This window comes from Vibrio brasiliensis LMG 20546 (assembly GCF_000189255.1).
Taxonomy (GTDB): Bacteria; Pseudomonadota; Gammaproteobacteria; order Enterobacterales; family Vibrionaceae; genus Vibrio; species Vibrio brasiliensis.
Genome location: NZ_AEVS01000102.1, coordinates 42,851 through 69,087, shown reverse-complemented (window position 1 = coordinate 69,087; position 26,237 = coordinate 42,851). Strand labels below are relative to the sequence as shown.

The window sequence follows — 26,237 nt, the reverse complement described above, 5'->3', positions numbered from 1 at the left end:
TAAAACCTTACCTATTGACGTTGATTTCTCTGAACCGACAGATGGGCTTGAAGCGCCTTGGGGTGTTGGTCAGCTAGTATTTATCCACGATAAGTTAAAGCTCAACAATCCTCCTAACTCTTTTAGTGAGATGCTGAGCTACGCGAAAGCATTCCCGAATCGTCTCAGCTACCCTCGCCCACCTGAATTTCACGGAACCAGTTTCCTAAAAGCGTTGCTGATTGAACTGACTAACAACGATGCGTCGCTAATGCAGCCTGTGGATGAAAAAAGCTTTGCTGTGGTAACTCAGCCATTATGGCAATATCTCGACGAGTTCCACAAAGTAGCCTGGCGCGGCGGTAAACAGTTCCCATCGGGCACAACAGAGTCAATTCAGCTGCTTGACGATGGTCAGATAGACCTCGCTATCACTTTTAACCCTAATGCCGTTTATTCCGCGCAAGCGAACGGTAATCTGGCAGATTCTACCCAGGTTTACGCTATGGATAATGGCGCACTGTCTAATATTCACTTCTTAGCAATTCCTTGGAATGCCAACGCAAGTGCTGGTGCTCAGGTGGCGATTAACTTCTTACTTAGCCCAGAAGCTCAGTCGCGTAAGGGTGATACCAGCGTTTGGGGTGACCCATCAGTATTGAGCAGTAAGTATCTGACAGGTACCGCTAAGAATACTCAACAATTTAAATCTATCGCTGAGCCACACCCAAGCTGGCAGAACGCTATTGAACAAGAATGGCTAAAGCGCTACGGAAACTAGAAGCGATTAGATGTTACACGCGATCTATTTCTTTATCATTCTGATCTGCATCCTACCTACCATTCCGGGACTTACCGGAGTGGTAGTCGCTGCGTTTGGTTATATTCCTCCAATTGGACTAGAGAGTTTCTCTCTTGCTGGTTTTGAGTCAGTCTTTGCCTGGCAGGGAGTTTGGCACTCTATTGGCCTGACGCTGTTTTCAGCCCTATTTAGTAGCTATTTAGCCTGTTTTGCTACCTTTGCTATTTTACTCGCTAGCTGGCATCACCCATTTTGGCGTAAGGTCGAACTGACTCTGTCGCCGTTACTTGCGATGCCACATGTAGCCTTCGCTATCGGCTTTGCTTTTCTCTTTTCACCGACAGGTCTGGTCGCCCGTTCGCTCTACCATCTGTTTGGCTACGATCCCAACGCACAGTCCGTCGCCGATCTGGCGTTTTTGATTAAAGATCCCTATGCCTTAGGTCTGGTTGTGATGCTTGCCATTAAGGAAGTGCCATTTCTGCTGCTGATGAGTATCCCGATTTTGCAGCAACTCAAGGTATCGCAAACTGAGAAAGTGACTACGTCTCTCGGTTATACTCGGGCGCAAACCTGGTGGAAATGTATCTTTCCCCAATGGTTCGCTAAATTGCGCTTCCCGATGCTGGCGGTTATCGCCTACAGCCTATCCGTGGTTGATGTCGCATTAATCATAGGGCCAACTAACCCGCCTACTTTTGCAGTACTGATTTGGCAATGGTTTAATGAGCCAGATTTAGCCATGCTGCCCCGTGCTGCTGCCGGAGCAACGGTGTTGTTTCTGTTAGCAAGCTTAATGATAGGGTTTGCCCGTCTCGTTGAATGGTTCGTCACCAAGGTGTCTCGATACTGGCAATACTCAGGTCGCTCTGGTTTTGCCCTACCGGGCAAATCCGTATTCAGCCTCGTTTTACTGTTAAGTTTACTCATGGTTCCACTGCTGATTGTCTGGAGCTTCGCTCAACGCTGGCGCTTCCCCGATCTATTGCCCAGCCAATACAGCTTGCGCTTCTGGCAATATGAATGGGACGGTATCCTCAGTACTCTGAATCAAAGCTTATTGATTGCTTTGATCAGCGCGACAATCGCCCTTTTACTCGCTTTAGCTGCCCATGAGTATCGTCTGCGTCATCGCTGGCAAGTACCTGGCTACGTGATAGCCATACCTATGCTAATTCCACAGCTCTCTGTGCTGTTTGGTATCCAGGTTGTCACCCTTTATATCAACAGCAATGCCTACCTATTCTGGGTCTGCTGGGCACATGTATTCTTCGCCTTCCCTTACGTTTATCTGTCTCTCGACGGACCTTGGCGAAGTTTTGATAACGGTTTGACTCGGGTTGGTCTCAGCCTGGGTAAGAGCCCAGTTCAGGTATGGTGGCAAGTAAAACTCCCCATCTTACTGCCCGCTGTGATGTTTGCCTGGGCGATTGGTATCAGTGTCAGCCTGGCCCAATACCTGCCAACCTTAGTATTAGGCGCAGGTAGAATTAGCACCATAACGACTGAAGCGGTTGCTTTGTCGAGCGGCTTCGACCGTCGCGTAACGGCAATATACGCACTGTGGCAAGCAATACTGCCACTGGTATTCTTCTCAATTGCTATTGTACTTAGCCGATTGCAGGTTAAGTATCGTAGGTTGTCTATTAAAGGATTACTGCCAAATGAGCCTTTGTCTCGAAAACCTCGCCATCTTTAAAAATAGTGGCGAAGCCTTATTTGATGCCCTTAACCTCAGCATCGAGAAAGGTGAAATCGTCACTCTAATGGGTCCGAGTGGTTGCGGTAAGTCGACCTTACTTGATGTTATAGCCGGACACCTCAGTAGTGAATTTACCTATAGCGGCTCGGTGTCGCTAAACCAGCAGTCCATTGACTCACTCCCTTCACATCAGCGCCAGGTCGGCATCCTGTTTCAGGACGACTTGCTGTTTCCTCACCTGACAGTATGGGAAAACCTTGCCTTTGCTCTGCCTAATGAAATAAAAGGCGCAGAACGTAAACAGCAAGCAATGCAGGCCCTGAAAAATATTTCGCTGACTAAACTGGCAAACTCATTTCCTGACCAGATTTCCGGTGGCCAACGAGCGCGTATCAGCTTAACTCGCATGCTGCTCGCCAAGCCCAACCTGGCTTTGTTAGATGAGCCATTCAGTAAGCTTGATAAAGAGTTAAGGGTTCAGTTTCGCCAATGGGTGGTAGAACAGCTCAAGCAAGCAAACATACCGGCACTCATGGTTACTCACGACGAAGCAGATATTCCCGAGCATAGCCGCTGCTTAACCTGGCCGTGGGAGGCAGCACATGCTTGATAGTCTGAGTATAAAAATCATTCGCTGGCCGCTGGCACAAACTGCGAAAGTGGCAGATAAATTTGGCGTTACGGCTAACCAGACCACCCTGTTTGGCTTTGCGCTCGGTTGCTGTGCCTTTCCTGCACTGCTGTTAGAACAGTACACCCTTGCGCTTGGGTTTATCATTGCTAACCGTATCTGTGATGGCTTAGACGGTGCACTGGCCCGTATTCAGGGTATCTCTGATGCTGGTGGTTTTCTCGATATCAGCCTCGACTTTCTGTTCTATTCACTGATCCCTTTTGGTTTTGTGATGGCAAATCCTGAGCAGAATGCCGTGGCCGGTGCCTTTCTGATTTTTTCATTTATTGGCACTGGCAGTAGTTTTCTTGCCTTCGCAGTGATGGCCGGGAAAAGAGGTATCGAGAACCCTGTCTACCAGCACAAGTCGCTCTATTACATGAGTGGTCTGACTGAAGGAACAGAGACCATCGCCTGTTTCGTGCTGTTTTGCCTGTTGCCGAACCACTTTGCTACCATCGCTTACATTTTTGGAGCCGCATGCTGGTTTACTACCTTTACCCGCATCTATTCAGGCTTTCACACCTTAAAGCAGAGTGATATTAAAACAGAATAACCAGTGCAAAGGCGCTGATCATGCCGACAGAAAAACTGGTTAGATCCCAACGTTTACCTGTGCGATTGATTGGCGTTTTTAGAGGTGGTTGCTGAAAGCTTTTGACGCTTAGCTCTTTGATATAGGTATGGTACATGGCTTGTCCTCCTGACGTTCAACTTGTTAGTCAGGATAAAAGCTCAAGTTAACTTCAGGTCAAGGCCGATGATAAGAAAAACGCCCAACCGGGCGTTTTTTTATTTGAATCTTAATACCTTCAATGCCGCTTCACTATCGACATCAGCGAACTCAGGAGGGTTGTCGAGGCGCTCAACGAAGCGCAATGTCGGTGCTTCCTCTTTCATTCCGTCAATCAGGAAGTCGCAGGTCACTTGTGGAGAGTTAACACATGCCAATACTTCACCACCTTCAGCCAACAATTCAGGCAACTTTCTCAGGATTCGTTTGTAATCCTTTGTAAGTGCAAAGCTGCCTTTCTGGAATGAAGGTGGATCGATAATGATCAAATCATAGCGACCCATTTTCTTGATTTTGCCCCAAGAGCGGAAGATGTCGTAGCCTAAGAACTTAACCTGATTGATGTTATGACCATTGAGCTTATGGTTCTCTCTGCCTTTTGACAGCGAACCTTTCGACATATCAACGTTGACTACCTGATCTGCGCCACCTTCAATGGCAGCAACAGAAAAACCACAGGTATAAGCGAACAGGTTCAAAACATTTTTGTGCTTAGCGTTAGCCTTAACCCAATCACGTCCGTAGCGCATGTCTAAAAACAGGCCTGAGTTCTGGTTACGACCGATATCAAGCTGGTACTTCAATTGTGACTCTAGCACCACAGGTCGACTATCAAGTTCACCCAGTAATACTTCTGATGGCGAACCTTCAGCATAGCGGTGCTGAATAACGATCGCCTGACCATTCTTTTCACGCCATAGTTCAGAGTCTGCGACAGCCAATAATCCCTGCTTTAAAGCAGCGACAAACTCGTCATCGACCGTTTTAAAAATGCTGACAATTAACTGGCCTTGAATCCAGTCACACGTCAGCTGCTCTAAACCTTCGAAACGACGTCCACGGCCATGGAACAGGCGTCTTACTTCATTCGGCGCCATTGCTAGTTGTTCAGTCAATTGAGTAAAGAAACTCGGCAGGTGTTCTGCCTGCATCGCAATTGGTACTACTTGTTTATCTTCGGCCATGATAACTCCCATGGTGTAAGCCAAGATTCTATTCCTTGGCTGGTCATTTGTTCATTCCATTTTTCGCCTAACACGGCGCTGTTACGTGGATCGCAGACAAACTGATAAGCTTGCTGCTGAAACTCAAATCGCAAAGCAAATGCATGCAGATAGCCGCGATCAGCATGGTGACTGGCGTTGTAAATCGGATCCCCCGCAATGGCAGATCCCAGAGATTTAAGTGCGACGCGGATTTGGTGTGTTTTACCTGTATGCGGCTTACATAGAAACAGTCTCTCACCGGGCATAGCCGCTAGTGAGAAGAACTGGGTAACTGCAGGGTTGGTGTTCGAGTTAACCAGTTTCCAGGCTGAGCGACGAGAGCGCTGCATATCGCCGCTGATCAGTCCCTGTTTCTTTTTAGGTTTATTACAGCCAATAGCCAGATAGAATTTTTCAACACTGCGCTCTGCAAACTGTCTGCTAAGCTCACTCGCCGCACTACTGCTGCGTCCTAAGAGCAAGATACCCGAAGTCATTTTGTCTAGACGGTGAATCAAATAGAGCTTGTTATCACCAGTCTGTTTAGCCACTTCCTCAAGCAGCATAGTATCGCCATCATCCTTGTGCACTGACACATTGGGATGTTTATTGATGACGATAAAGTCTGGATGGGTAAATAAAATATCAAACATTTAACGGACTCCGCGTTGGACGCATGAGTATACCCATTCTTATCACGAAAACCAGTCTAACAGGCGCTTAACCACCAGCCCGACTCTGATGTTCAGATATAAAAAAACCTCCTGTGCAGGAGGTTTTTTCTTAAGGTAGTTTGCGACTGTTTATAGCTTCTTCGAGAAGATGCCTGTCACTACGATGATACCAATACCAAGTAGCATGATTTCACCTTTACCACTATCAAAGCCAGACTTGATACCCATGAAGGCAACAACTGCGATAGCAACTGGGATTACATACTTAACCAGGTTGTACCATAGACCAAATAGTGGGAATGATACTTCGCCGTCGTTAGTGATTTCTTTCTCAAGGTCAGCACGAGATAGACGCCAGCCAGCAAAGATACATACCAACATACCGCCAACCGCTAGGAAGATCTTGTCAGTTAGTAGGTCGAAGATATCGAATACACCAGTACCAAACAGTGTTGGACCAACGCCGCCTAGAGATAGTGATGCAAACACACATAGTGCTGCCATCACTGAGCTCGCGCTAAGTACTGCTGTTGAACGTTTCATGCCTTTCTCATCGATTAGGTAAGACACAACAACTTCTAGTAGAGATACAGAAGATGTCAGTGCAGCTACCGTCAGACCGATGAAGAACATTAGTGCGAATAGCAGACCGATAACGCCACCCATTTCAGCAAATAGCTGAGGAACAACTACGAATACCAGACCTGGACCAGCAGCTGGTTCCATACCGAATGCGAACATTGCAGGGAACATTGCTACACCAGCTAGGATCGCAACACCCGTATCCATCGCTGTTACCATACCAGTAGTCTGAACCAGGTTCTCTTTTCGTTTCAGGTAAGAACCGTATGTCATCATACAACCCATACCCAGACTTAGTGAGAAGAATGCCTGACCTAGCGCAGCTAGAACAACATTACTGTCTACTTTAGAGAAATCTGGCATGAACAGGAATTCTAGACCCGCCATAGCACCTGGTAGCATCAGACCTTTCACTGATACAACGATCAGGATAAGGAATAGAAGTGGCATAAGAATCTTACCAGCCTTCTCGATACCGCCTGAAATACCTTTCATTACGATAATGATGTTGAACGCTAGGTAGATACCCATCCACATCAGAGGCTGAACTGGGTCAGAGATAAAGCCACCGAAGCTATCACCGATTGCTTCAGGAGTGCTTAGCAGACCACCGCCCACTTTGAAGATGTATGCCAGAGCCCAACCACCTACTACAGGGTAGAAACCCATGATAAGTAGGCCACTTAGAACCCCTAGTACGCCAGTAAAGGTCCAACGACGGTCTGTCGACTTGAACGCACCTACTGCAGATAGACCTGTCTTACGGCCAATAGCGAATTCTGTAAGCATTACGCTAAAGCCGACGAAGATTACAAAAATTAGGTAGATTGCAACGAACGCACCGCCGCCACTCTCACCTGCTGTGTAAGGAAATTTCCATATGTTGCCTAAACCAACAGCAGAACCTGCTGCGGCCATGACGAAGCCTAGTTTAGACCCCCATGTATCACGGGGCTGTGCACTTGTACTTGTAGCCACGGTTACTCCATTAAATCGTTTTTTAAGTTGTGTTTGCTTCTGTTAGGCGTCTATAAAAGTGGGTGTATAGTTATATTTACACTTAATAAAATTATCAGTGACGCTAACGTTGTAGCAAGTAAAGCAGTTTAAGATTAAAATTGGAAGCCCAATCAGTATATTTTTCCACCAAAAATGTAAACATTGTGTTTAAATGCTGCTTTTTTAGCCTTTAACACCCTCCTATCACCAGATTTTACATTCACATAACATATTTGTGCTTTTTGCCGTTCGACCAATATAGTTTCGTCCTTCGCGAATTTGTGACTTGTCGTAGCTCGTAGTGAGTTCTAATATTGGAGTGCTCTGTTTCATCTAGGTATTTGAATGGAAAAGTTTTATCACTTCCTGACACTCGCTGGCATCGTCTTCTATTGGATTTTGGTTGCTGGTGTAACCATACGCGTCGTACTTAAGCGTCGCGCCGTCAGTGTTTCTCTCGCCTGGTTAATGATCATCTATATCATTCCAATCGTCGGTGTCGCCTGCTATTTCCTGTTTGGTGAACTCAATTTAGGCCGTAAACGTGCTGAACGTGCGAAAGAGATGCTCTCTCCTTTTGCCGATTGGTTTGCTAACCTCAACGATTGTCACGCTCATTCGCCAGAAAGCTTTGGGCGACATATCTACCGTATCGATGAACTGTGCAACAACCGTCTGGGTCTGCCGGCTCTTTCAGGTAACTCTTTGTCGTTACAAAGTTCACCCGATCAAATACTCCATTCTGTGATTGAAGATATAGAGAACGCTCAATCAAGTATTCGGATGGTATTTTATATTTGGCACCCTGGTGGTCTGGCGGACTCGGTTGCTTCAGCATTAATTAGAGCAGCCAAACGCGGTGTTACCGTTCGTTTGCTTCTCGACTCTGCTGGCAGCCCACGATTCTTCCGTAGCCAATGGGTCAAGATGATGCGCAATGCGGGTATTGAAGTCGTTCAAGCCCTCGAAGTCAGTCCGTGGCGTATATTCTTACGTCGACTCGATTTAAGGCAGCACCGCAAAATCATCGTTATTGATGAGAAGATCGCCTATACCGGTTCGATGAACATGGTCGACCCTGCCTACTTCAAACAGGACTCGGGGGTCGGTCAGTGGATAGATATTATGGTTCGTATCACCGGACCAACGGTTAACGTGCTTTCTGCGATTCATTGCTGGGACTGGGAAGTAGAGACGGGGTCACGCAGTTTCCCTCAACTACCTGAATGTCGTATCGATCCAAACGAACCTCAGCATCCAGTTCAAGTGGTGCCATCCGGACCTGGTATGCCAGAACACTTAATTTCTCAGGTGTTAACTCTGGCCATCAACCAAGCCAATCAGTCAGTGAGAATTACCACTCCTTACTTTGTGCCAAGTTCAGATCTGCTTGAAACCCTTAAGATGACCGCTCAGCGTGGTATTAAGGTAGAGTTGATCATTCCGCATAAGAACGACTCTTTGATGGTTCAGTGGGCGTCACGCGCTTTCTACAGTGAACTTCTAAGTGCCGGCGTAGAGATTTATGAATTTTATGGCGGCTTACTGCACACCAAGTCGGTTGTTATTGATGAGCAGTTCTGTCTGGTTGGTACAGTCAACATGGACATGCGCAGCCTGTGGCTTAACTTTGAACTTACTCTGGCAATCGATGATGAAGCATTCACTAAAGAGATGCTTTGGCTCCAGCAGAGCTACATCGATGAGTCCCATAAGGTTGACAGCGAACAGTGGAAAAAGCGCAAGCTATATTCACGCTTTTTGGAACGTGTTTTCTATCTGTTTAACCCTCTTCTCTGATCGCCTCTTGATATTGATGCCTTGCCATGGTTTAAATAAGGCAATGCGTTATTAGATAAGGACTTCCAATGTCAGAAAGCAAACAGACCAAGTACGTTACAGCAGGGCGTGATAAAAAGTGGACCAACGGTGTAGTAAACCCACCGGTTCAACGCGCTTCTACTGTGGTCTTTGACACCGTTGCTGAAAAACATCATGCGACAGTAAACAGAGCCAATAAAACTCTCTTCTATGGTCGCCGTGGCACCCATACCCACTTTGCTTTTCAAGATGCAATGACTGAGATTGAAGGTGGCGCTGGTTGTGCACTTTACCCTTGTGGGACAGCCGCAATCTCTAACGCCATTCTGGCGTTTGTCGAGACTGGCGACCACATTCTGATGGTTGATACTTGTTATGAACCAACCCGTGACTTCTGCGAAAAAATTCTTAAAAAGATGGGCGTAGAGACGACTTACTACGATCCCACCATCGGCGAAGACATCCGTAGTCTGATTAAACCTAACACCAAGGTGTTATTTTTAGAGTCTCCGGGTTCTATCACCATGGAAGTTCAGGACGTCCCTACTCTGGCGAAAATCGCTCACGAGAACGAGATGATTGTGATGCTCGATAACACCTGGGCGGCAGGGGTAAACTTCTCTCCATTTGATCATGGTGTTGATATCTCCATTCAGGCGGCGACTAAATACATTGTCGGCCACTCAGACGTTATGCTGGGCACTGCAATTGCAACCGAACAGCATTGGGATCAGCTTCGAGAGCAGAGCTATCTGATGGGACAGTGTGTTTCTCCTGATGACGCGTATCTTGGCCTGCGCGGCATTCGTACCTTAGATGTTCGTCTACGTCAGCATGCAGAAAACAGTTTGAAAGTCGCACAATGGCTGCAAACACGACCTGAAGTGGATCATGTTCGTCACCCGGCACTAGAAACCTGTCCTGGACATGAGTTCTTTGAGCGTGATTTCACCGGTGGTAATGGACTGTTTTCGTTTGTTCTCAACACCAGCTACCCTCGCGCGACAACAGCGCTGCTTGATGGTATGAAGCACTTTAGTATGGGTTACTCCTGGGGTGGTTTCGAAAGTCTGATTCTGGCGAATGAACCAAAAAGCTTTAACAGCTTACGAACCGTAGCTAACCCTAACTTTGAAGGGACTCTGATCCGCCTTCACATCGGTCTGGAGAACGTTGATGACTTGATCGCCGATCTCGAACAGGGCTTTGCCCGCTACAACGCACTGATTGCGGAAAAAGAAGCAACGGCATAACAGCTTATAGCTCAGCAAAATTCAACCAAGCCTCGTTCGCGAGGCTTTTTAATACCTTGATTTTAATAACAAATAACTCAAAATCAGCCTTTCCAACTACTCGCTAAACAAAACTGTTGTTTTCTCCCACAACATCACACTTTAACATTTCATTAACCCGTCAGATTTGTATCAGTCAGTTTTTCTTCTACGTTTAAATATCTCATCAGAGGTCATACCAGAAGGAGTTAACTTTGAAACACATCTATACACTTGTCCTTACCTGCGCTCTGGCAATTGGGCAACCGATATTAACCAATCTTGCTCATGCAAGCGGCTACACTCAGACCCAGTACCCTATTGTGCTGGTTCACGGGCTATTTGGCTTTGATACCCTTGCCGGAGTCGACTATTTCTATGGCATACCTCACGCTTTAACTCGTGATGGAGCCACTGTTTACGTAGCACAGGTATCTGCATCAAACAGTACCGAGGTGAGAGGAGAACAACTACTAAATCAAGTTGAGACCTTACTCGCTGCAACTGGTGCGACTAAGGTCAATTTGATTGGCCACAGCCATGGTGGACCTACCGCTCGGTATGTTGCTTCCGTCCGTCCTGACCTTGTCGCATCGGTCACTAGCATTGGTGGTGTAAACAAAGGTTCTAAGGTCGCTGATTTGGTCAGAGGCAATGTAGCAGAAGGTTCAGGTTTAGAAGGGTTAGCCGTCAAACTTGCTGGCGGACTAACGACACTGATTAACCTACTTTCTGGCGGCACAGATCTCGATCAAGACCCTCTGGCGTCGTTAGAGGCTCTGACTACCGAAGGCTCGCTGGCTTTCAACCAACACCACCCTTACGGTATTCCAAACAGTGAATGTGGTGAGGGTGACCTTCTCGCTAGCAATGGCGTCTATTACTACTCTTGGACCGGGGCTTCCAATTTTACCAACCTTCTAGACCCCACTGATGGTGCGATGGTAGTACTCGGTTGGGCATTCGATGAACCAAACGATGGCTTAGTCGGGACATGCAGCACTCATTTAGGCAAAGTAATTCGTGATGACTACAGGATGAATCACCTCGACGAGATTAACGGGATGTTAGGTCTCCATCATCTGTTTGAAACCGATCCTGTCACCCTCTATCGCCAACACGCTAATCGTCTCAAACAGCAAGGGCTATAAGGATAACCTAATGAAAATGACCGCTCTAATTACCGTTTCTCTTGTGACTTCTGTTGGGCTAGGAGCGGTCTTTTATTATTCCGATTCCCCCGCTGCCAACGCGTCAGTTGCACCATCTCAAGCAGATGTAGAGATCGATCAGACAACCACCAGGCACTTTTTCGATTTTTCGTTAAGTAGTCTGGGTGAGCAGAATCTTGATCAGATTAAACAAAGGGTCAGTCAGCGTGCCTTAAGTGACAGCGAGCTAAACAGCGAGGAAGAGCTGTTTGCGCTTTATCTGCAATACAAGCAGGCGCTGGCAGGGCTTGAATCACTGCAAACCACTCAACTGACCGCTGTGGACTTAGAGCAGCTCCACTTACAAATCCTGCAACTGCAGCTTGAGTACTTCTCCCAACAGCAAATCGAACAGCTATTTGGTGAGGAGAACCACTTGCGTCAACTGGCGATAGAGAAAATAAAGATTGCGCAAAATGATTTAGCTGGCGAGCAGAAGCAAGCCCAACTCGCGGATCAACTTATTGATATGCCTGAATACGTTCAGCAGGCAGAAAGAAACAATCAGCTAGTGAGCAATCTCAACTCGCTATCAACGCTCGACGACCAACAGAGATATATCGCCAGAGTCGAACTGGTCGGTGAAGCCGGCGCTGAGCGACTCGAAACACTCGATCAACAGCGAGCCTCTTTTCAGACAGCTCTGGATTCTTATCTTCTGCATCGAGACGAGCTACTTAATTCTGGCGCTCTGGCTGAACAGGACAAGCTTGAGCAAATTGCTCAACTTAGAGAACAGAGCTTCGATGCTACTCAGCTAAGGCGTGTTGAAGCTCTGGAGAGAATTCACGACCAGGGTCGATAATTATTGTATTGGCAGCATAAGATCGGCTGCCAATGACGGTTAGGCGGTTTTCTTCGGGCAATTTATAAGGTGGTCATCGACCATTCCTACTGCCTGCATAAATGCATAGCAAATTGTCTCTCCGACGAATTTGAAGCCTTTCTTTTTGAGAAACTTACTCATTGCTTTAGACTGTTCTGTCGCGGCTGGTACATCGCTCATTTCTGTCCACTGATTGATGACAGGTTTACCATCGACGAACTGCCACAGAGCATCAGACAGACTGCCATACTCTTCCTGAAGCGCTATCGCCGCACGAGCATTACTAAACACTGAGTTAATCTTACCGCGATGCTTAACAACATCGAAATTCTCTATTATGCGCTCTGCTTCGGACTCGTCATACTTAGCAAGTTTTGCTAAATCATAGCCTTCAAATGCAGCACGATAACCCTCGCGTTTTTTGAGAATCGTGATCCAGCTAAGACCCGCTTGCGCCCCTTCCAGAGTGATGAACTCAAACAATACCGTATCGTCATAAACGGGTACGCCCCACTCTGCATCATGATACTCGCGTTCCAGTTCATGGTTCATTGCCCATGCGCAGGTTGAATCCTTGCTCATTCGTCTTCTCCTTTAAAAACAAACGCCCCCAACAGAGTCAGGGGCGCTTAATCCATTGTTGCTGTTAGTTTGGCACTTTAACTTTGTGGAATAGACGATACAACACTGGTACGACAATAAGTGTCAGTACCGTTGCAAATCCTAAACCAAACATAATGGTCACCGCCATCGGCTTAAAGAAGATGTCAGGTAACAGCGGAATCATACCGAGAATGGTTGTGATTGCCGCCATACATACCGGACGTACACGACTCAACGCCGCATCAACGACCGCTACATAAGGGTCTTTACCTGAGTGCATCTCAATCTCAATCTGGTCAAGCAGAACGATACCATTTTTGAGCAGCATACCTGATAAGCTAAGGAAACCAAGCAGGGCCATAAAGCCAAATGGCGTATTGAGTGCCAGCAGACCTGTAGTTACACCGATAATCGCCAATGGCACCGTTAACCATACGATCAATGGCTCTTTAACCGAGTTAAACAGGAACACGGTCACCAGGAACATAAACAGGTAGCCCATCGGCATGGTAGTAAACAGAGAGGCCTGCGCTTCACCAGAAGATTCATATTCACCGCCCCACTCTAACGAATAACCCGGTGGCAGTTGAATGGCTTCTATTTGCGGCATTAAGCGTTTCTGCAGAGTCGCTGCCGTCTCTTCACCCAGGATGTCCGGATCGGCCATTACCGTCAGCATACGCTTACGGTTCTTACGCACAATGATTGGGTCTTCCCAACGAATGTCGTAGCCCATAGTCACTTGCTGGAGCGGGATGTACTCACTCAACGCAGGACTCCAGATTTTCATCCCTTCGATATTACGAATATCGACTCGCTCTTCTTCCGGTAAACGAGCAACGATCGGCATTAGTGTTGTACCGTCACGGTAAACACCTATCGACTTACCCGAGAATGACATTGACAGGAACTCATCGACATCTGATTTGGTGATGCCGTAACGTCGAGCCTGACTTTCGTTGAACTGAGGTTCAAGTACTTTAGTACGCTCACGCCAGTCGTGACGAATGTTCGTCGCTCCCGGATCCGCATGCATGATGTCTTCGACCTGTTTAGCAATACCGCGCAGAATCGTCGGATCAGAACCAATAACTCGTGCTTCAATCTTGGCACCACCACCCGGACCTAATTCGATCTGCTTGAGCTTGTAGTTAATTTCAGGGAACTTATCTTCGAGATGCTGCCTGAAGTTAGTCATTAAGCTGGCAAGCTCCTCGTAACTGGTCACCCTTGTCGTGATCTCACCGTAACCCGCGTAACTCTTCTCCGGCGCATAAGTCAGCATAAAGCGTTGCAGGCCTTTACCTGCCGTTGTCGTGATATGTTCAACGCCATCCTGTTCAGATAACCACGACTCCAGCGCTTTAAGCTTGGTGTTAGTCGCTCGAATATCCGTTCCTTCCGGTAACCAGATATCGGCCTGGAAGATAGGTGTAGTCGATGACGGGAAGAATGACTGCTTCACTTGGGTAAAGCCTGCAATACTCGCAGCCAGACCAAGGATCAATACAATTACGGTCAACCATGCTCGCTTCATACAGAACTCCAGGAAGCCCTTGTACATCACGAAGATCATTCCATTGTATGGGTCACTCTCTTCGCCATCCTGTTTGAACTTCTGACCTTTGAAGAAGATATCGGCAAAGAATGGCGTTAAAGAAATAGCGGTAAACCAACTCAGCATGAGCGAGATAAGCAGAACGGTAAACAAGGTGCCACAATATTCACCCGTCGCATCTTCAGACAAACCAATCGGCGCAAATGCGGTAACCGCGATGACCGTCGCACCCAATAGCGGCCACTTAGTCTGGGTCACTATGTCGGTCGCGGCCTGCATTCTCGTTCGCCCTTTCTGGGTACCGATTAATATCCCTTCGACCACCACTATGGCGTTATCCACCAGCATACCTAAGGCGATAACCAGTGCACCGAGCGAGATTCGCTGCAGGTCGATGGCAAAGTACTTCATAAAGATGAAAGTACCCAAGACCGTCAGTAATAGAATTAAGCCAATAAGCAGACCTGAACGCAGCCCCATAAAGAACAGCAGAACGATGATAACAATCGCCACTGCCTGACCAAGGCTGACTACAAAGCCACTTACCGATTTATCTACTTCTTTTGGCTGGCTGTATATCTCAGAGATATTAACGCCCACTGGTTGTTGATACTTGAGCTCAGCCAATCGACGGTCAAAGCGCTTACCGACTTCAACAACGTTGACCCCCTGGGCAAAAGAGACACCAAGGTTTAGCGCCAGATCACCGTTGAAGGTAATGATATTACTCGGTACTTCGACATAGCCGCGTGTGATTTCAGCCACGTCTTTTAGGTAAATAAGGCCTTGCGCACCGCTTTCAGTCAGAATCAAATCACCTAGCTGATCGACATTCTGGAACTCACCTGTCGGGTGGATACGAATATACTCATCACCAATCCGAATCGCCCCTGCATCAGAGACGACGTTTTGCGTCGACAGCAGGTTGAATACCGTGGTAGGTGACAGACCGAGACTACTCATCCGCTTCATCGAAATCTCAATGAAGACTTGCTCTTGCTGTTGCCCTGATACGGAAATCTTACTCACCCCATCGATCAGTTCTAACTCTCGTCTGAGGTAATCGACGTAATCGAGCAGCTCTTTATAGCTGTAGCCATCACCCGTTACGGCAAGCAAAATACCGTAAACGTCGCCAAAGTCGTCAATCACTTGAGGCTCATTGACCCCTGGCGGTAATTGCCCCTTGAGGTCATTAACCTTACGTCGCAGCTCATCCCATATCTGCGGCAAATCGTCGGGACCATAGTTATTTTTCATGGTCACGGTAATTTGCGATAAACCTCGGCTCGAAATCGAGTTGACCTCATCGACATAAGTCAGCTGTTGAATCGCTTTCTCAAGTGGATACGTTACTTCTTCTTCCACCTGTTGTGGTGTGGCTCCCGGGTAAGAGGTGACCACCATTGCATCTTTGATTGTGAAGGCTGGATCTTCTAAGCGTCCTAAGCCGAAAAATGCTGCAACGCCGCCAATAAGGAATATCAGCGAGATCATCCAACTGATCACACGGTTGCGAATAAAGTAGGCAGCGACACCAGTAATCTTGTCATCGTCCTGAGGCACGTTATTGTTTACTTCACTCATCACCTGCCTCCTGTTTAATCACTTGCACCTGCATTCCTTCTCTTAATCTGGAAACACCCGCTGTAACGACCGTATCATCCAGACTCAGACCATCTAAGATCTGCACTGAATCTCTGGTCGCCTTACCTACTCGTACTTGCTGCTTAGTTACCGTGCTATCAGGGTTTAAGCGCCAGACAAATTTGCTCTCTTTGTCCAGAGAATCACCGTCAGCATTGAATATCGCTTCGATAGGCACCTGAACCCCTTGATTGAGTTCCAGACCAATGTCCTCTCCTTTTGAAGTGACCTCTACAGCCATGCCATCCAAAATGTACTCTTGTTCAGGCATAGGCAGAGAAAGCGTAACGGTAAAGGTGCCAGTCGCAGGGTCCGGCTCGGTGGTGAACTCTTTAATCTGCGCGGTGTATTCATTGCCGCTTGGTACTTTAACCAGCGCTTGGATCTGAGAAAGAACTCCCTGTTTAGGCTGGTTTACGTACAAACGGTCAGGAAGCTGAATCAGAACTTCGACGTTCTCAACACTATGAATATTGACGATTTGCTGCCCAACCTGAATGTTTTCAAACTGGTCGGCACTGACTCGGGAAATGATGCCATCAACCGGGGCAAGGAGTTTTGTGAATGACAAACGTAGCTTAGCCAACTCCAACTCTGCGTAGGCAATCTGTCGGTTTGCTGCAATCTCATCAAACTGAGATTTAGCCAACAGGCCTTTATCAACCAGAGGTTTAGAACGCTTGTACTGGCTGTCGACTACACTAAAACGCGCCGAGGCATTATCGACATCAAGTTGATAATCAGTTGGGTCTAATTCAGCAATCAGATCGCCCTTCTTCAACTGGTCACCCTCTTTGACATAGATACGACTTATTTCACCAGCAACACGGAAGCTTAGGTGTGACCGTTCTGCAGCATTTGCTACCGCAGGGAAATAGAGCCTGTCTTCAGTCACTGTCTGACTGGAAAGATCGACCACCTTCACTTTAGGTGTACCAAAATCGACATATTGTGGCTCTCCACCACAGCCAGCCAACATGGCTACCGATGTAAGGGCACCAAGACTTAACCACTGTTTCATCTTACAACCCTCGCTCTTTAATCCATTCACGAACTTTAATCCCAGGCTCAATCCCACTGACACCAGAGACAATGATCTGATCGCCTTCACTGAGACCATCCTGCACCTGACGTCTATCGTTTAGCTCAACTTGCGCCTGCGAAACAATACCGTCAGAGTCAACACGCCACACGTAGGTGTTACCGTCTTGCTCAATTAAAGCTGATTGAGGAATCTGGGTTGCTCCGGTCGACTCAACCGCAACGTGGACAGAGCCTGCCATACCCGGAAGTATGCCAACATCAGCAGGACGCTCCATAATCATAGTTACCTTGTACGAACCGGTTTTTGGATCAGCTTCAGTGTCGACTTCCTGGAAGATCAACTCATACTGATTATTCGGGAATGCGTCATACGTCATAGTGGCCGTTAGGTTAACGCCGCTAGCAAACTTGTTCAGCAGATGATCCGGCAACTGAAAAATCACCTTCATTAGCTGATTGGTCTGAATATTCATTACACCTTGTTTGGCTGCAATGAACTCATGTTCTTCTGCAGGGACAATTGAGATTGTTCCATCGTAAGGGGCAACCAATTTGGTGTATCTGAGGTTGGCTTTCGCTTGCTCCAATGTGGCTTTCGCAGAGTTATGGTTCGCCTTGGCCTGATCGAAGTCTTGTTCGGAAACGACCTTATCTTTACGCAGCTTTTTATAACGCTGATACTGAACATCAGCCAAACGGAACTGCGCTTCCGCCTGCTTGGCTAGCAAGGTGTATTCATCGGGATTAAGTGAAGCTAAAACGTCACCTTTTTTGACCATCTGCCCGGAAAGCACATCGATAGATTGCATTTGTCCGGGTACTCGAAAGGCCAATACGGCTCTATCACCAGCTTCTGATGTGGCAGGAAAGTTTCGTTCAAACTGGGCGTTGCCAACAGAGACTGTGAATAACTTAGCGGGTCTGGATTCTGGTTCTGGAACAGGAGGGAGCTCCTTGCCACAACCGCTGAGCGCAGAAGTTATGGCAAGCAACAACAAAGATTTATGCATGTGTCAATCATCCATTTGTAGCTACTAGTTACAAAGATAGATGAATGATAACGCGACTTCCACAGCGGTTGAGGTAAATTATTATGAAAATTAATAATTTGCCCATTATATGAGTCGAAAGTCGCACTTTTGAGTCCAAAGATTATAGGGCTTTAAATTCTCTATCGACTTTAAAGGCATCCGACGTGACATAAGCTTCAAGGTCACGGATTTGTGTTTCTAACTGATCGAAATCTTTCTCGATAGTATTAAGCAACATATCTGGTGTCTGACCTTGTTGCCACGGTTTGTTTTTGAGCTTGTGCTCTTGCTGCGCTTTAATCGCTTCTACGTAGTTGTCTGGCTGCTTCTCGATCATCAGGGTCATCGCCACATAAGCGAGTAAAACTAAGAAACTACCACCTAGTAGAGCCGCAGATATGACAAGAATTCGTACCAACCAAACTTCTAGTGAGAAGTAATTAGCCAAACCTGCACATACCCCAGTCAATTTACCATTGACCGTATCACGGTATAACTCACGTTTATTCATAACGACGTCTCCAACTTGGTGATTCCGCATCAAGAATACGCTCTAGCGTATCAACACGCTTTTGCATATTTTCTGCTTTTGTCGATAGCAGCTCCAAGCGTTGCAAGTCTTCGCTCGATAACCCTGTGCTGGCCGTTTTCTTACTACGGTAATGGAGAAACAGCCACAGTGGTGCAACAAAAATCAGAAAGACAATCAACGGCCCAGCAATTAGAAATGACGACATACAATAACTCCTTAATAAAGGCAGACGAATTTGAGTAGTTAGACTGTCTGCCTATTTAAATTAACAAAACAAATTGAGAATTACTTTTTCTCTTCCATCTGCTGCTTAAGTTTTTGTAGCTCTTTCTCAATTTCGTCTTGAGCTTGCAGCTCTGCAAACTCTTGATCTAATGACTTTGCATTACCCGTTTTAGCGTATAGATCCGCCTCTGCTTCCATCTCATCTATCTTGCGGGAGTACTGCTCGAACTTTGCCATCGCTTCACTAGTACGCGCAGTATGCAGATGTTTCTGCACGTCACGACGATTTGACGCCGTCTGGCTACGGATTGCCAGTGCTTGTTGTTTAGCACGAGTTTCAGTGATTTTAGTTTCAAGCTTGCCAATTTCACCGGTTAGTTTGTCAATGGTCTCTTCTACCAGCGTCTGTTCAGTGTGCAGACCTTTAAGAACATCTTGCAGTTTCTGTTTCTCAATCAGAGCCGCTCGCGCCAGATCTTCGCGCTGCTTAGTCAATGCCAGAGTCGCTTTTTCCTGCCACTGATTAATTGAGTCTTCGATTGACTCCACTTTACGCGCCAACTCTTTTTTGTCAGCAATGGCTTTAGCCGAGTTAGTACGTACTTCGACTAGTGTGTCTTCCATTTCCTGAATGATTAGACGAATCATTTTTTCTGGATCTTCAGCTTTATCCAGTAGAGCGCTGATGTTTGAATTAACGATGTCTGCGAATCGAGAGAAAATACCCATAGCTAGGCTCCTTATTACAGTTAACGCGAACCGTTGTCTGACGGCTCAACAATATTCGGTGTTCCCTATTCTCTATAACAAATAGCGTGCCAGAAATTAAACCACTTAAAATCAATCAGTTAACAAAAAGACCATTGCATTACACCAATTAGTATGTTGAATTTAACCAACAATTGGTAAATTTCGCCACGGAGCAATGGCATGCAGCAAAACCTCATTGGAGAGTCTCCCGCTTTTCTCTCGGTACTCGATAAAGTTTCAAAACTGGCGGCGATTGAGCGACCTGTGCTAATTATTGGCGAACGTGGTACAGGTAAAGAACTCATCGCTCAACGATTACACTATCTATCAAAACGTTGGGATCAACCATTAATCTCCCTTAACTGTTCAACGCTTAGTGAAGGCTTAATCGACTCAGAACTGTTCGGTCACGAGCAAGGGTCATTTACGGGTTCAAAAGGTCGCCACAAGGGGCGTTTCGAACGCGCTGAAAACGGCACTCTGTTTCTGGATGAACTCGCAACGGCTCCATTGTTGGTCCAGGAAAAGTTATTACGAGTGATTGAATATGGCCAATACGAGCGTGTTGGTGGACACCAGTTACTCAATGCCAATGTTCGTTTGGTGTGTGCAACCAACGCAGACCTTCCTCAAATGGCCGAAAAAGGTGATTTCAGAGCTGACCTACTAGACCGACTGGCGTTTGATGTCATTCACCTGCCACCGTTACGTGAGCGACAGGAAGATATTTTGCTACTCGCCGAGTACTACGCGATTAAGATGTGTCGAGAGCTCGGCTTTGACTACTTTGTTGGCTTTTCAGCGCAGGCGGAACAGAGTCTTCGCCACTACCAGTGGCCGGGTAACGTCCGTGAACTAAAGAACGTTATCGAGCGCGCCGTGTACCAACATGGCCAACAGCAGGATCCTATCGAAAGTCTGGTCTTCGACCCTTTCCAATCTGACTGGCAACAGACTGTCACCGTCAGTGAAGAAGCAGATAAAACCGAACTCACAAGCTTTGAGTTTCCTCTCGACTATAAACTTTGGCAGGAGCAACAAGATCAGTTGATTTTGACTGAAGCGCTTAAGCAGAGCCAGTTCAACCAACGTAAAGCCGCGGAATTGCTCGGGCTGAGCTACCATCAATTAAGAGGCATGGTTCGTAAGTACGACCTGACAAACCTAAATTAACCTAGCAAAACTGTGGTTTTGCTTTGGTTACTGATTGTATTTAGTGGTAAATTATGAGGATCTTAAGGCATAATGATGAGTTCCATTATGCTTTGTCCCAGACAATTGTTCTTTCTATGAAAGCATTCATACAGTTTACATTAGGGTTATTTACTCTCAGCCTGTTAGCGGGCTGTGGTGAAGAAATTGATCACAACAAAATCCGCCAAAAAGGATTTGTCTATTGTGGTCAGGGCGGCCCATCGACATTCAACCCTCAGTTGGTTGACAGTGGAATTACGTCAGAAACCTTAAGCCCTCAGATTTATAACACTTTGCTGACCCTAGATAATGACAACTATCAACCAGTTGCAAGTCTGGCAACCAGTTGGAAGGTCAATAAAGAAGGCACAGAATACATCTTTGATTTACGCAAAGGTGTTCAGTTTCAAAATACCGCCTGGTTCACCCCATCTCGCGCGATGAACGCCGATGATGTCGTGTTCAGTTTTCATCGCATTATTGATAGCACTAACCCTTTTCACTACGTTGGTAGTGGGCTTTACCCTTGGTTTAGTGGTATCGATTTTAGTAATTTAGTTGTTGATGTCACTGCACTCTCCCCTCATAGAGTGAAATTCACTTTAAGCCGTCCGGACAACAGCTTTCTCTCCAACATTGCGACTAGCCATGCGGTCATTCTTTCAAAAGAGTATGCTCTGCAACTGGAACTGAGTGATGAAAAAGGCATGCTTGATAGTCACCCTATCGGTACAGGTCCTTTCTATCTTGCCGAATATCAGGTTAACGACCTTATTCGCCTTAAACGTCACAATGGCTACTGGAAAACACGACCTAAGATGGAACAGGTGGTGTTTGATATTTCTCAGCGCGGCACGGGTACATTGGCAAAACTGTTACGTAAGGAGTGTGATGTCCTCAACTCACCGCTTTCGAGCCAGTTACCTATTATCGAACAGAATGATGATGTCCAGTTAACGGCTAAGCCTGCGATGAACATCTCTTTTGTCGCGGTTAACACCTCTCATCCTGCCTTAAACGATGCTCGTGTGCGTAAGGCACTTAACTACGCGATCAATCGCCAGAATATTCTTGATTCCGTTTATTACGGTACCGGCAGCCAGGCTTACTCGGTTCTGCCACCGTCTTCGTGGGCTTATCAAAAAGACGCTATTCAGATTCGTTATGATCGTAACTACGCTTTAGCGTTGCTGCGCGAAGCCGGTTACAGTAAAGGCCTTGAACTAACGATGTCAGTACCGTTAGAGCCGAGAGCTTACAACCCTAGCCCGCGTAAAACGGCAGAACTGATTCAAGCTAACTTTGCCGATGTGGGTATTACCTTGAACCTGATGACCAACGACCGTTTTGATCGCAGTCATCTCGATAGTAACGCCAATATCGACCTCTATCTAACCGGTTGGATTGCCAATACCGGAGACCCGGACAACTTCTTGCGCCCGTTGTTATCATGTGATTCAAAACGCGTGGGACTTAACGTTTCAAGCTGGTGTAATCCAGACTTTGATTTCTTGCTCGATTTGGCGCTTGAAGTCGATAAATTGCGTTACCGTAAGAACCTCTACAAACAAGCGCAAAACATCCTCAATGAGGAGTTTCCTGTCATTCCATTAAACCATGGTATGCAGATGCAAGCGCATGATACTTCATTAAAAGGATTCAAAGTGAGCCCGTTTAATGCTCAGCCATTTGATACCGTCGAGAGGTTACAGTAATGCTGTTGTATTCCGTTCGACGACTTAACCTGTTTATTATCACTCTGCTTATCCTGACGATGGTCGGTTTCAGCATTTTACGTTTAGAACCTAACTCTGCGTGGGCATTGCAAGACTTCTGGAGTGGTTGGCTAACTTACCTTGGTGAGTTGATGCAGCTTAACTTCGGCGTTAACAAAATCGGTGTGCCGATCATTGATGAGCTGAAAACCGTCTTCCCTGCGACACTGGAGCTGTGTCTAATCGCCTTTACTATCTCACTATTTATCGGCATTCCAATTGGTACGCTGGCTGGCATGAAGCAAGGCAAATGGATTGATACTGCCATCTCGTTTACTTCTATGTCAGGTTACTCGGCGCCACTATTCTGGATTGCTCTGTTGATGATCATGGTGTTCTCACTGCACTTTGAGGTCTTCCCTGTTGGTGGACGCTACGATCTGTTGTACCAAATCGATCATGTCACTGGCTTCGCCATCATTGATGCGTTTTTTGCCAATGGTGCCTATCGCGCACACGCTCTGCAAAGTGTCATTGAACACTTGATCCTGCCTTGTCTGGTACTGGCTCTTGCGCCAACCACTCAGGTTATCGGCCTGATGCGTACTTCGGTCGCAGAAGTAATGGGACAAAACTACATTCGTGCGGCGCGAATTAAAGGTCTTTCGACTCACGAGATCGTTACCCAGCATGTACTGCGCAACGCGATTCCACCTATCATTCCAAAGATTGGGGTTCAGTTGTCGAGTATGCTGACTCTGGCAATTATCACCGAGTCCATCTTCAACTGGCCGGGCATTGGCCGCTGGCTATTAGATGCACTATCTCAGCAAGATTATGTCTCTATTCAGGCAGGCGTTATTGTTGTCGCCACCTTTGTTCTGACAGCCAATATTCTGTCTGATTTGATTGGCGCTATGATCAATCCGCTAGTAAGGAAAGAGTGGTATGCTAACCGATAACGTCTATCAAGAAGAGCGCATCCCGACTCAGTTCGAGCGATTCTGGCGCAGTTTCCGAGCCAACAACCTTGCGATGTTTGGTTTATGGTGTCTGTCGATCATCGTCTTGATTACCCTGCTGTCTCCATGGATCACCCCTCACGATCCACAGGCACAAACTGGCGAGCTGCTGATCCCACCGTCATGGAATCCTGCTGGTACGGTAGAGTACTTCCTCGGCACCGACGACCTCGGACGTGACATCCTATCTCGTCTGATTGAAGGCTCACGTTTAACCTTTGGTGCGGCTCTGTTAATTACCATAATTGCTACAGTCGTCGGCTGTATCATCGGTGTTCTTGCCGGTATGACGAAAGGCCTGCTGTCCAGCACGCTGAACCACTTACTTGATACAGTGATGTCAATTCCATCACTACTTTTAGCTATTATCTTCGTCGCTTTTCTCGGCTTTGGTGAATTTAATATCTTACTGGCGATCTGCCTGGCATTGATTCCTCGTTTTGTCCGTTCAGTTTATATAGCGGTGCATACCGAAGTGGAAAAAGATTACATCATGGCGGCTCGCCTGGATGGCGCTAACGATTTCTATCTGCTGTGGAACTCTATCCTGCCAAACGTACTTGTCGTAGTGGCTAGCGAAGTGACACTGGCATGGTCAATTGCGATTTTGGATATTACCGCTCTGGGCTTCTTGGGCTTAGGTGCTCAAGCACCGAGTACTGAATGGGGCGCTATTTTGGGCGACTCCGTAGAATTGATTTACCTTGCTCCCTGGACTGTGACCCTACCCGGCCTTGCAATCATGTTTACTGTTATTGTCATAAACCTTGTTGGTGAAGGTGTTCGCCAAGCACTGAATGCGGGGATCGAATAATGCCTTTACTAGATATCCGCCATCTCACTATCGAGATCGAAACGCCTCAGGGCATGATGAAAGCGGTCGACCGCATGAGCCTGACCATGAACGAAGGCGAAATTCGTGGCTTAGTAGGTGAATCAGGTTCCGGTAAAAGTCTGGTAGCGAAAGCTATCGTTGGCGTTTGTAAGGATAACTGGAAGGTCACCGCTGACCGTATGCGTCTTGGCAATGTCGATCTGCTTCAGTTAACCCCAAAAGAGCGCCGCCGTGTCATTGCTCGCGATATCGCGATGATCTTTCAGGAGCCATCTACTTGCCTTGACCCATCTGAAGAGGTCGGTAAACAGCTTATTGAAGCGATACCTTCCCGCTCATTTGAAGGTAAATGGTGGGAGCGCTTTAAATGGCGTAGAAAGCAGGCAACTGCATTGCTGCATAAGGTTGGTATCAAAAACCACCAGCAAATTATGCACAGCTACCCCTACGAGCTGACGGATGGTGAATGTCAGAAGATCATGATTGCCATGGCGATTGCGGCCAAACCAAAGCTCTTGATTGCTGATGAACCAACCAACGACTTGGATCCTATTACTCAATCGCAGATTTTGCGTCTATTGAGTCGAATGAACCAGTTGCACAATACTTCTATCATGTTGATTGGTCACGACTTAACAACAATCACTCAGTGGGCGACGCGAATCACAGTAATGTATTGTGGCCAATCAGTAGAGTCTGCTGACACCAAGAAGATCCTCAGTAAACCGAAGCATCCATACACTGTTGCGCTGCTAAAAGCGATGCCAGATTTCAGTGACTGGATTCCCCATAAAGAGAAACTGCAATCGCTGCCAGGTACTATTCCTCCCTTGCAGCACTTGCCGATTGGCTGCCGCCTGGGGCCGCGTTGCCCTTATGCTCAGCGCCAATGTGTAGAAATTCCTATGACTCGAAGAATAAAGAACCACAAGTTCGCCTGCCACTTCCCACTAAACATGGAGAAGAAAAAAGCATGAGCGCTCTATTAGAAGTCAACGATCTATCCAAAACCTTTATCACTCGTGCAGGGCTATTTCGTAAGCAGGTTCATGAAGCAGTCAAGCCTGTCAGTTTTAGCCTTGAAGCAGGTCAGACAATAGGTTTTATTGGCCAGAATGGTTCTGGAAAATCGACCTTAGCACGCATGCTATCTGGCGTAGTCGAGCCGACCTCAGGCGAGATTCGCGTTAACGGTGAGTTATTAGAACACGAAGACTACTCGACACGCTGCAAACTGATTCGGATGATTTTTCAGGACCCCAACACCTCTTTAAATCCTCGAATCCAAATTGGTCGTATTCTTGAAGGCCCACTCAAGCGTAATACCAGCATGCCACCAGAAGCCCGTATTAAACGAGTCAAGGAGACCTTGCTTAGAGTTGGTTTACTACCAGAGCACGCCTATTTCTATCCGCAGATGCTCGCTACTGGCCAAAAGCAGCGTGTCTGTTTGGCTCGTGCGCTTATATTGCAGCCATCGATCATCGTCGCGGATGAAGCGCTTAACGGTCTCGATATGGCGATGCGTTCGCAAATCATCAACCTATTTCTGGAACTACAAGAAGAGATGGGGGTTTCCTTTGTCTACGTATCGCAGCACATTGGTGTGGTAAAACACATTACTGACAAAGTGATGGTGATGCATGAAGGTGAAGTGGTTGAGAGTGGAGAGACACACCAGGTGCTTTCCTGCCCACAACACCCCATCACGCAAAGGCTAGTCGAAAGTCACTTTAACAAAGCCACCTGCTTCAAATAGGAA

The 26,237-nt window shown here is 46.9% G+C and carries 25 protein-coding genes; 14 read left to right on the top strand and 11 right to left on the bottom strand.

Annotated elements, in window-relative coordinates:
- The 4 genes from RH46_RS19400 to RH46_RS19385 form a co-directional block, all read left to right on the top strand.
- Positions 1–760 (top strand): ABC transporter substrate-binding protein (locus RH46_RS19400; RefSeq protein WP_006881231.1); only part of this gene is annotated, 760 nt, incomplete at its 5' end.
- 10 nt (positions 761–770) lie between these two features.
- Positions 771–2,480, top strand: a complete 1,710-nt coding sequence (locus RH46_RS19395) for an ABC transporter permease (RefSeq protein WP_006881230.1) — start codon at positions 771–773, stop codon at positions 2,478–2,480.
- Positions 2,446–3,093: an ATP-binding cassette domain-containing protein gene (locus RH46_RS19390; RefSeq protein WP_006881229.1), complete on the top strand. Its 648-nt coding sequence runs from the start codon at positions 2,446–2,448 to the stop codon at positions 3,091–3,093. The genes RH46_RS19395 and RH46_RS19390 overlap by 35 nt, the downstream gene beginning before the upstream one ends.
- Positions 3,086–3,712 carry a CDP-alcohol phosphatidyltransferase family protein gene (locus tag RH46_RS19385; RefSeq protein WP_006881228.1) on the top strand — a complete coding sequence of 209 codons (627 nt, stop codon included), beginning with the start codon at positions 3,086–3,088 and terminating at the stop codon, positions 3,710–3,712. The genes RH46_RS19390 and RH46_RS19385 overlap by 8 nt, the downstream gene beginning before the upstream one ends.
- Here RH46_RS19385 and RH46_RS22285 read toward each other — a convergent pair.
- The 4 genes from RH46_RS22285 to RH46_RS19370 all read right to left on the bottom strand — a co-directional run bounded on the left by RH46_RS22285 (position 3,699) and on the right by RH46_RS19370 (position 7,169).
- Positions 3,699–3,848, bottom strand: coding sequence for a hypothetical protein (locus RH46_RS22285; protein WP_006881227.1), 150 nt, complete (start codon positions 3,846–3,848; stop codon positions 3,699–3,701). The two genes, RH46_RS19385 and RH46_RS22285, sit on opposite strands and share 14 nt — an antisense overlap.
- Positions 3,849–3,948: 100 nt before the next feature.
- Positions 3,949–4,881 carry a class I SAM-dependent methyltransferase gene (locus RH46_RS19380; protein ID WP_006881226.1) on the bottom strand — a complete coding sequence of 311 codons (933 nt, stop codon included), beginning with the start codon at positions 4,879–4,881 and terminating at the stop codon, positions 3,949–3,951.
- An 11-nt stretch (positions 4,882–4,892) separates the two neighbouring features.
- A complete protein-coding gene (locus tag RH46_RS19375; protein ID WP_006881225.1) occupies positions 4,893–5,588 on the bottom strand; it encodes a TIGR01621 family pseudouridine synthase in 696 nt (231 codons plus the stop codon).
- Between the two features lie 150 nt (positions 5,589–5,738).
- Positions 5,739–7,169 (bottom strand): sodium-dependent transporter, encoded by a 1,431-nt coding sequence (locus RH46_RS19370; protein ID WP_040896274.1) that lies wholly within the window; start codon positions 7,167–7,169, stop codon positions 5,739–5,741.
- A 366-nt stretch (positions 7,170–7,535) separates the two neighbouring features.
- On the opposite strand from RH46_RS19370, the gene cls reads away from it, so the two are divergent.
- From cls to RH46_RS19350, 4 genes are all read left to right on the top strand, one after another.
- Entirely contained in the window at positions 7,536–8,990 is a 1,455-nt protein-coding gene (cls, locus tag RH46_RS19365; RefSeq protein ID WP_006881223.1) for a cardiolipin synthase, read from the top strand.
- Between the two features lie 68 nt (positions 8,991–9,058).
- Complete coding sequence (locus RH46_RS19360; RefSeq protein ID WP_006881222.1) at positions 9,059–10,264, top strand: cystathionine beta-lyase; 1,206 nt, start codon at positions 9,059–9,061, stop codon at positions 10,262–10,264.
- 233 nt (positions 10,265–10,497) lie between these two features.
- The gene (locus RH46_RS19355; RefSeq protein ID WP_006881221.1) at positions 10,498–11,433 is read left to right on the top strand and encodes an esterase/lipase family protein; all 936 of its coding nucleotides are present in this window, start codon (positions 10,498–10,500) and stop codon (positions 11,431–11,433) included.
- Between the two features lie 10 nt (positions 11,434–11,443).
- Complete coding sequence (locus RH46_RS19350) at positions 11,444–12,298, top strand: lipase secretion chaperone (protein WP_006881220.1); 855 nt, start codon at positions 11,444–11,446, stop codon at positions 12,296–12,298.
- A 39-nt stretch (positions 12,299–12,337) separates the two neighbouring features.
- Here the strand turns inward: RH46_RS19350 and RH46_RS19345 are convergent, their stop codons facing one another.
- The 7 genes from RH46_RS19345 to pspA form a co-directional block, all read right to left on the bottom strand.
- A complete protein-coding gene (locus RH46_RS19345) occupies positions 12,338–12,901 on the bottom strand; it encodes a DNA-3-methyladenine glycosylase I (protein WP_006881219.1) in 564 nt (187 codons plus the stop codon).
- 64 nt (positions 12,902–12,965) lie between these two features.
- Positions 12,966–16,067 carry an efflux RND transporter permease subunit gene (locus tag RH46_RS19340; protein ID WP_006881218.1) on the bottom strand — a complete coding sequence of 1,034 codons (3,102 nt, stop codon included), beginning with the start codon at positions 16,065–16,067 and terminating at the stop codon, positions 12,966–12,968.
- Positions 16,060–17,148 carry an efflux RND transporter periplasmic adaptor subunit gene (locus RH46_RS19335; RefSeq protein ID WP_006881217.1) on the bottom strand — a complete coding sequence of 363 codons (1,089 nt, stop codon included), beginning with the start codon at positions 17,146–17,148 and terminating at the stop codon, positions 16,060–16,062. The genes RH46_RS19340 and RH46_RS19335 overlap by 8 nt, the downstream gene beginning before the upstream one ends.
- A gap of 1 nt (position 17,149) precedes the next feature.
- Entirely contained in the window at positions 17,150–18,181 is a 1,032-nt protein-coding gene (locus RH46_RS19330) for an efflux RND transporter periplasmic adaptor subunit (RefSeq protein WP_006881216.1), read from the bottom strand.
- Positions 18,182–18,323: 142 nt separating this feature from the next.
- Positions 18,324–18,743, bottom strand: coding sequence for an envelope stress response membrane protein PspC (gene pspC, locus RH46_RS19325; protein WP_174263853.1), 420 nt, complete (start codon positions 18,741–18,743; stop codon positions 18,324–18,326).
- Complete coding sequence (pspB, locus tag RH46_RS19320; RefSeq protein ID WP_006881214.1) at positions 18,706–18,939, bottom strand: envelope stress response membrane protein PspB; 234 nt, start codon at positions 18,937–18,939, stop codon at positions 18,706–18,708. The genes pspC and pspB overlap by 38 nt, the downstream gene beginning before the upstream one ends.
- A gap of 80 nt (positions 18,940–19,019) precedes the next feature.
- Positions 19,020–19,688, bottom strand: coding sequence for a phage shock protein PspA (gene pspA, locus RH46_RS19315; protein ID WP_006881213.1), 669 nt, complete (start codon positions 19,686–19,688; stop codon positions 19,020–19,022).
- A 201-nt stretch (positions 19,689–19,889) separates the two neighbouring features.
- On the opposite strand from pspA, the gene pspF reads away from it, so the two are divergent.
- The 6 genes from pspF (at position 19,890) to RH46_RS19285 (ending at position 26,234) form a co-directional block, all read left to right on the top strand.
- Positions 19,890–20,882, top strand: coding sequence for a phage shock protein operon transcriptional activator (gene pspF / locus RH46_RS19310; RefSeq protein ID WP_006881212.1), 993 nt, complete (start codon positions 19,890–19,892; stop codon positions 20,880–20,882).
- Positions 20,883–20,998: 116 nt separating this feature from the next.
- Complete coding sequence (gene sapA / locus RH46_RS19305; RefSeq protein WP_006881211.1) at positions 20,999–22,618, top strand: ABC transporter substrate-binding protein SapA; 1,620 nt, start codon at positions 20,999–21,001, stop codon at positions 22,616–22,618.
- A complete protein-coding gene (locus tag RH46_RS19300) occupies positions 22,618–23,580 on the top strand; it encodes an ABC transporter permease (protein WP_006881210.1) in 963 nt (320 codons plus the stop codon). Before sapA ends, RH46_RS19300 begins: the two co-directional genes overlap by 1 nt.
- Positions 23,567–24,454 (top strand): putrescine export ABC transporter permease SapC, encoded by an 888-nt coding sequence (gene sapC / locus RH46_RS19295; RefSeq protein WP_006881209.1) that lies wholly within the window; start codon positions 23,567–23,569, stop codon positions 24,452–24,454. The genes RH46_RS19300 and sapC overlap by 14 nt, the downstream gene beginning before the upstream one ends.
- A complete protein-coding gene (locus RH46_RS19290; RefSeq protein WP_006881208.1) occupies positions 24,454–25,452 on the top strand; it encodes a peptide ABC transporter ATP-binding protein in 999 nt (332 codons plus the stop codon). The genes sapC and RH46_RS19290 overlap by 1 nt, the downstream gene beginning before the upstream one ends.
- Complete coding sequence (locus RH46_RS19285) at positions 25,449–26,234, top strand: peptide ABC transporter ATP-binding protein (RefSeq protein WP_006881207.1); 786 nt, start codon at positions 25,449–25,451, stop codon at positions 26,232–26,234. The genes RH46_RS19290 and RH46_RS19285 overlap by 4 nt, the downstream gene beginning before the upstream one ends.
- Positions 26,235–26,237 lie beyond the last annotated feature (3 nt).